Genomic DNA, 7,053 nt, shown 5'->3' on the forward strand with positions numbered 1-7,053 from the left:
TTCGAGCCCATTTATTGCAAAACAGCCTTTATCGGGCCCGATTGTTGTACATTATGCAACAACGAAGGGGGAGAGGCGGGAATTTGGCAGTAATTGTTGCACATTCTACAACATCACTTCAACCGAGAATATAGATTCATTCAACCTGCAAAAGCTTAGTCGCTTTACCCCAAAGCCAAAAACGTATCAATTATTTTCGTGCGGAAAAGCCGCCTCGAGACATTACTCGGGGCGGCTTTTCCATATAACTATGAAAGATCAAATGCCATTAAATCTCTAGCCATCGTGATTCGGCCTGAGTAGATATCTCGCATGCCTTCCATGTAATCGGCTTCGGCTTCATCATTAGCTGCAGGCGCAGGTATATGGTGGGTGAGCACCAAATGCGCAACCCCAGCTGCTCGAGCGATTTCAGCGACTTCCAGCGTAGTTGAATGATACTTCGCAGGATTGGACAAGCCAATCGTCTGCTCGGGAAATTTGGCAATAAGCGCGTCCAGCCATGTTTTATTGTAAGATTCATGCACAAGTAAATCGACACCTTGACTATGTTTGACCATATTTTCAACAGGGATTGTATCCCCCGAAATGACAACCGATTTGCCGTTGTATTCGAATTTATAAGCTATAGCTGGATAAACAGGCTTATGATCCACTTCGAAAGCGGTAATTTTAACACCACCCTGGTCGTAAACAATACCCTCGTTATTTTCGAAGTATTGAATGTCCGCCCCTGCCCCGGCAGAGAAATTATAATTCACCCGAAGATTCACATCGAAATCAAAAGACTCTCTCATTTTACTTATGATCGCTTTCGTCGTCGTTGGTCCGTACACATTCATTGGACCTTTGCGCCCCTCAAATACGCGATCCGCAATCACATGCGTACGCCAGCTCGTAATGAATACATCGAAAAATCCGGAATTATGATCGCTATGATGATGGGTGAAAAAGACATCCGAGATCCGCTGCGGCATGATCCCCGCCTTAATCAGTTGATCAACGGTCGCGCCACCGCAGTCGAACAGAAAGGTTTTATCCCCTGCGAGAATGGCGACGCCTGCTTTGGCTCTACCGTAAAAGGCCCTCGGTGTACCTGTGCCTAGTATCACTACTTTGATATGCTCATGAAAATCCGGCAATAGGTTTTCCTGCGGTTGTATGTGCAAATGAATGACCTCCTAAGTAACTATGATTATTTTTCTTTTTTCACTTCATTCAAAAGCGTTAAATCCAGAAATTTGCTGAAGTCCAGTTCTTCCGCTTTCACTTTTAAATAGCCAGCATCAAATGAGGCTTTGGCCTGCTCGTTAATATCATCTAAGGTGATATCTTCCGTTAATTTCAAATGATCAATAGCCGCTTTAATGAGCGCCGGGTCCATCCCTTTGCCGGTTAACTGCTTCAATTCATCGCTAATCAGACCATAGGCTTTACTCGGGTTTTGCTGAATAAAATCGATGGCCTGTTTGTTTGCTTTCACGGCTTTTTTGGCCAAATCACGGTGCTCTTTGAGAAATTTATCGCTCGCTACAAGTATCGTTAAGGGATAATTCCCATCTTTTGGTGGAATTTTATTCCAATCGACTAGAATCGTTCCAGAACCTTCTTGAATGATTTGCGTCCCCCAAGGTTCTGCAATTAATGTGGCATCCACTTCTTTCTGCCTTATCGCTACCAAGGTATCTGCTGGAGCACGTGTAACGATTTGTACACCGGAAGTATCTGTGGATACTTTTAAACCTTCCTGTTTCAGCAGCAGGCGAAGAGACAGATCTGGTGTGCCACCTTTGGCAGCAACAGCCACGGTTTTACCTACGAGATCCTTAACAGATTGGATGCCAGCATCCTTACGAGCCACCAATACCGCTCCACCGTTATTCGCTCCAGAAATCACCTTGATATTTTTACTTTTCAAATATTGATTGATGACCGGTCCCGGACCTACATAACCAAGATCAATCTGATCGGTCGCAATCGCCGTTGCGAAGTCCGCTCCATTGTCAAAAGCCGTGACTTCAATCTTGGCATTTTGGCCAAAACCTTGCTGGAAGTAATTATTTTGCAGTGCCACAAATCCCGGAGCATGTGTAACATTTTTCAAAATACCAATTTTCACCGTTGCACTGGCAGCACTTGACGCTGCTTCGTTACTCTGTCCGCAAGCTGACAATAGCAGTGATCCGGTTAATACCAAACTCATGACCCAACCTAATTTTTTCAAAATAATTCCCCCTTATTTGTTCGATGAAACGCCAATTATTTCTTAAGCTGAAAGCGAAGCACGATTTTATCCTCAAGCTGTTTGAAACAGAAATGATCCGAAATTGTGCCTATAACGGCTATAATAATGACCACACAGAGAATGGATGCCGTATCCCCAAGCCCGCGTCCATCCTGAAGCATTTGCCCAAGACCCACTCCCTTGGCAATAAGCTCTCCTGCTACAAGTGCACGCCAAGCAAAAGCCCAAGCCACTCGGATCCCTGTGATCCAATGGGGAAATGCCGCCGGCAGCTGCACTTGAAAGAACAACCGGTAACCGCTGCCTGTTCCAAGCATTTGCGCAGCTCTCAGATGAATCGGTGAAATGTTCAAAATCCCCGTCCTGCTAGCCATCGACATCGTCCAAGTCGCACCTATCGTCGTAATGAAAATGACGGAAGTATCATTAAGTCCAAACCAAATAATCGCGAATGGCAGCCACGCTATACTCGGAACCGTCTGAAGAGCAACAACCACAAAGCCGAAGGTTTCGTCAAAATACCGATAACGTGCAAATAAATAGCCCAAAATCGTCCCAAACCCAATTGAAATAGCGAATGAAATGAGTAAGCGACGAAGACTAGCTGCAATCGCGTTAAGGAGATGCCCCTGCGTAAAGCCATCATAGAAAGCTTGAAAGGTTTGCAGCGGTGAAGGAAACTTCCACCCCCACTGAAAAACCCTAAATCCCAACTCCCATATGATCAGTAGAAGAATTAGAAATACTGTTCTTCTTAAGGCTGTATTCATGGCCGAGCTCCTCTCTGACTACCTTCTCGAGCTCATCCGTCAGAGCTTCCATAATTTTATTTTCCAAGGCATGAATGAGCGGATCGCCACTTTGATGAGGCCTTGCTGCTTGTACGGCAAATTCCTTCTTGACCCTGCCTGGCTGCGTTGCCATCACGATAACCCGATCTGACAAAATAACGGCTTCGCGAATGTTGTGTGTAATAAACAAAATCGTTTTACCTGTTTTCAGCCAAATCTCTTCCAAATCCTTCAGTAAAATAAATCGCGTTTGTTCATCCAAGGCCGCAAAAGGTTCATCCATCAAAAGGATGTCGGGATCCATAACTAGCGCCCTAGCAATGGCTACTCTTTGTTTCATTCCCCCGGATAGTTCGTGTGGATAACGATCAACAAACTTACTCAAGTGAACAGCTTTAATCTGCTCAAAAGCGAGTGCATAGCGTTCTTTCTTCGATAACCCCTTTTGCTTCAAACCAAAGGCCACATTATCGAGAACCGTAAGCCACGGAAACAGGCCGTGCTCTTGGAAAACAACAATCCGATCAGCCCCCGGAGCCGTAACCTTTTGCCCACCCACGGTAATGGTTCCGCTGCTCACCTTTTCAAACCCTGCTATCAGGTTCAAAAGCGTTGACTTCCCACAACCTGAAGGGCCTACAATGGAGACGAATTCCCCTTTCTTAATCGTGAGCGAAACTTGATCCAACGCCGTGTAGGTAGTGCCTTTCCGCTGTGAAAAGGATTTATCTACATTATTTATCCTAATCATCTGAATACCCTCCAAGCCATTCTCCGTCATATGTCTGTGAAAAAACGGTTCGGATGAAAAATAACGATTTTCTTTTTGGCGTAGTCGATGAGCCCTTTATCGCGCCATTTATTGAGTGTTTCTGTGACGGTTTGTCTGCTGCAGCCAATGACATAAGAGATTTCTTCATGACTGAGCGGCACCTGAACCTCAAGCTTTACATTCGTCGGTTTGCCCAGCTGCATGAGGAACCAAGCTAGCCTCCAAGCTACGGGGCGGGAAATGAGCGTTTCAACCATCCTCTGTGTTTGCAGAAGTCTGCGAGCTCCTAGAACAGCAACAGAATAAGAAAACTCAGCATTCGCCTTGGCCAATTCGAGAAATTTCCGCCCATCTAGCGTAATGATTTGGCTGTCTACCAAACACTTCGCGTATCGTTTCCGAGGAATGTTCGTCAAAATTTCCGCATTACCGAAAATTTCGCCTTCATAGCGTAGAAATAAGGTAATCCCTTGCCCCTCCTCAGAGGATTGGGAAATCTTAATTAATCCCGAATCAACATAATAGGCACCGCTGGGTTGATCATTCTCCTGAAAAACAAACTCATTTTTCCTGTAGGTTTGGATAGCCCCGTGTTTACGAAATGCCTCAATCATGACTTCCTTGGTAGGGTCCTTCTCCTGAAGATCGGCAAGTTCATTCAATTGGTCCATATGTGAAAACCCCTTTGCCATGTTCCTATGACGCCATCTTTTAATGCTGAGTATTCCGATGTGTTATATTAATATTACCACATGATAACGTGTTAGAATGTCGGATTCCCGACAAACACAAAAAAATTAGTTCAGGACAAAAAAAAGAGACCCACAGCAACGGGCCGCGGGTCTTAAGGTATATATATTTTAAAGGGGGTCGAGTTTTATTATAAGCTTGTTTCATTAAGCCCAGATGAATAACACATTTCTTTTTGATTACAAATTATACTTTTATGATAAAAGGGACAATGAACACTTCATTATGATGCTGAAATTGACCCCAGATTTTGTAGATACCACTTTTGGGGAAGTGGATGGTAAAAGCTGCATCGGGTCCGGAAGCTTTCGAATCATTCGGATGCACATGGACGAACTCCTTGGCATCTGAACTTATAGCCACCACATGACCTAGACTGCCTAGATAAGGCTGCAAATCAGTTATAGGCTTTTTCGTTTCAGCACTTCTAATGGCAAAGTTCATTTTTAAATCCATCCCAGCCATCAAATGGTCGAAGGAAAGCGTTACTTCTTTGTCGCCGACTCTTTTCGTAAGATTCGTATCAGGAAGAAGTTTTTCTTCTTTCTTTTGCTGCCCGTTAATCGTTACCCAGTGGGTTTGAATCGTCTCCCCCATGCCTTGCGGCGTGAAGTCGGCGATAAGCTGATAATGGCCACTAGCCGGGAACTTTGTCTTGATTTCAAATCGACCTCCACCGACGTATTCAGGATGAAGATGGTCAAAATAGGTAAGATCCTTACTGACAACGATCAAGTGCAGCAGCTTTTCATGCATGATGTCGAATTTATCAATCGGTTTATTCCATTTATTTTGGATGAGAATCGTCACTGATGCATCCTCATTAGGCAAATATTGCTTCGACGCGACTGAAAAATGAGCAATCGCGTCATTTGGGTGGACATGTGTTAAAGGAGATGTTGTCGTCATCGGCATCCCCATCATGTCATGTTTTATTGGCTGCGTACCGCAGGCAGTTAGAAGGATTGTCATACCTATAAGGACAACTACCGTTGTTTTCATCAGCTTTTTCTATGCACAATTGGAGCCGCGAGAATACTTAACCCCAGTGAACAGAGCCCACAGATGAACATCGTTCCTCCCCAAAGCTCCGGCGCCCAGTCCAATGTATGAAAAATGCTCAAATCCGCAAAGTATAAGCCCCAGATTAAAACAGGAATTAGAAAGAAAACAACCTTATATTGCCAATCGCTCGCTTCCAACTGTTTAATAGACCTAAACATCAAATCAGCAGCAATCCCGCTAATCAATAGAATCACAATAGATCCGTATTGAGAAAAGCCATCCAGTATCGCCATAAGCACCGCTTGGAAAACAAAGAAGTAAGTGACGGTACCGAATGGGAGCTTCCATCTCCTTATAACCAGCATGACAGGTAAGACTAACAGCATCGTTGTAATCAGGAAATCCACGATAGCTCTTGCGATCGCATCTTCTTCCCTTGCCATCCATAGATTTTGACGGAATGACCAAGCATACATGAGAAAGAAGGCCATGACAGCAAAAGTTAATGCAACCGAGGTCAAAGCAGGCAGCAATTGGCGAAAGGTAGGTGAAACCTCATCTTCAGCGTGACTGATCGCACGGTACGGACTAGTCAGGATCATAAGTGCACCCGTCAATAAGATCAAATGGGTTGGGCTCAGCAGAGCATCGATATTTTTCTCAATTCCAAACACCGTATGCCAGTACATATCACCAAGACCGCCTAAGAAAAATACGATCACTCCTGCCACGCCAAGCTTGTAACCTGTCGGGATCGCCTGCGCCCAAGTTGCATGATTTGCCCTAGATTTATTCTGATAAGTCAGATAGAAAATCCACACGGCACAAGCCAGATACCCCGAATACAAAATGGCATGCCAAGGCGTAAAAAAGGTTTCAACCGCACCGTGGTTATGAGCAAAGCCGTCAATAAACAAACCAATGATAAGCCACATCCCCATCAACATCGTGATCGTATGCTTGAAATTACCGATATTCATTTTCGATTGCGGCACTGGTACCAGGACTGACAAACCCATCATCTCCTCAAATTTGTCTTCATACCCATATTATATGTCATAGCTAATGACATAGACAGGATAATGAATATGACAACAGGCAATATTCCGGCCACAGAATTCTCCTACTTTACGCATGGGGAGGGATGGATGTGGGGTTCCAACCGCTGCTGAAGTCGTGTTCTTTGAATTTATTATGCGGTTTAAACATGACTTCAAAGTCGGCCCGTGAACTTTCCACCCTCACACCCATCCCTCTTCTGTTCTACATTGAGCTGCCTTCCACTTCTCTTTTTTCCTAACCGGTATATGAAAAATAAACCACGACTGACCAATCAACATACAGCTGTTGAGTAAGGAAATGGGGGGTGAAATCAACTTCAGATTCATCTTTCCCGACTAAAGGACTGGAGCGACGTTAATCCCCGAAAAAGATTGAATTTGAAAATCTAATGGACTCGACAGCCTTTAATCTACTTCAAATTATGAAAA

The 7,053-nt window shown here is 44.4% G+C and carries 7 protein-coding genes; all 7 read right to left on the minus strand.

The genetic code is table 11. The annotated features are described in order from the left end of the window. Positions 1 to 248 precede the first annotated feature (248 nt). On the minus strand, positions 249 to 1,169 hold the full coding sequence (locus GC102_RS36970; RefSeq protein WP_216628299.1) for an MBL fold metallo-hydrolase: 921 nt from the start codon (positions 1,167 to 1,169) through the stop codon (positions 249 to 251). Positions 1,170 to 1,195: 26 nt separating this feature from the next. Beyond that, the gene (locus GC102_RS36975; protein WP_171693933.1) at positions 1,196 to 2,224 is read right to left on the minus strand and encodes an ABC transporter substrate-binding protein; all 1,029 of its coding nucleotides are present in this window, start codon (positions 2,222 to 2,224) and stop codon (positions 1,196 to 1,198) included. Positions 2,225 to 2,259: 35 nt separating this feature from the next. Beyond that, positions 2,260 to 3,015, minus strand: a complete 756-nt coding sequence (locus GC102_RS36980) for an ABC transporter permease (protein WP_216628300.1) — start codon at positions 3,013 to 3,015, stop codon at positions 2,260 to 2,262. Then, positions 2,948 to 3,787, minus strand: a complete 840-nt coding sequence (locus GC102_RS36985) for an ABC transporter ATP-binding protein (protein WP_171693934.1) — start codon at positions 3,785 to 3,787, stop codon at positions 2,948 to 2,950. Before GC102_RS36985 ends, GC102_RS36980 begins: the two co-directional genes overlap by 68 nt. A 26-nt stretch (positions 3,788 to 3,813) precedes the next feature. Beyond that, positions 3,814 to 4,479 carry a Crp/Fnr family transcriptional regulator gene (locus GC102_RS36990; protein ID WP_171693935.1) on the minus strand — a complete coding sequence of 222 codons (666 nt, stop codon included), beginning with the start codon at positions 4,477 to 4,479 and terminating at the stop codon, positions 3,814 to 3,816. A 265-nt stretch (positions 4,480 to 4,744) separates the two neighbouring features. After that, positions 4,745 to 5,560, minus strand: coding sequence for a DUF8832 domain-containing protein (locus GC102_RS36995; protein WP_171693936.1), 816 nt, complete (start codon positions 5,558 to 5,560; stop codon positions 4,745 to 4,747). Continuing rightward, on the minus strand, positions 5,560 to 6,576 hold the full coding sequence (locus GC102_RS37000) for a hypothetical protein (protein ID WP_171693937.1): 1,017 nt from the start codon (positions 6,574 to 6,576) through the stop codon (positions 5,560 to 5,562). The genes GC102_RS36995 and GC102_RS37000 overlap by 1 nt, the downstream gene beginning before the upstream one ends. Positions 6,577 to 7,053 lie beyond the last annotated feature (477 nt).

It is taken from the genome of Paenibacillus germinis, assembly GCF_013141785.1.
Taxonomy (GTDB): domain Bacteria; phylum Bacillota; class Bacilli; order Paenibacillales; family NBRC-103111; genus Paenibacillus_E; species Paenibacillus_E phytorum.

Coding starts and splice junctions, on each gene's coding strand:
- GC102_RS36990 (WP_171693935.1), bottom strand. CDS start 4,479: ATGGACCAATTGAATGAACTTGCCGATCTTCAGGAGAAGGACCCTACC.
- GC102_RS36985 (WP_171693934.1), bottom strand. CDS start 3,787: ATGATTAGGATAAATAATGTAGATAAATCCTTTTCACAGCGGAAAGGC.
- GC102_RS36995 (WP_171693936.1), bottom strand. CDS start 5,560: ATGAAAACAACGGTAGTTGTCCTTATAGGTATGACAATCCTTCTAACT.
- GC102_RS36980 (WP_216628300.1), bottom strand. CDS start 3,015: ATGAATACAGCCTTAAGAAGAACAGTATTTCTAATTCTTCTACTGATC.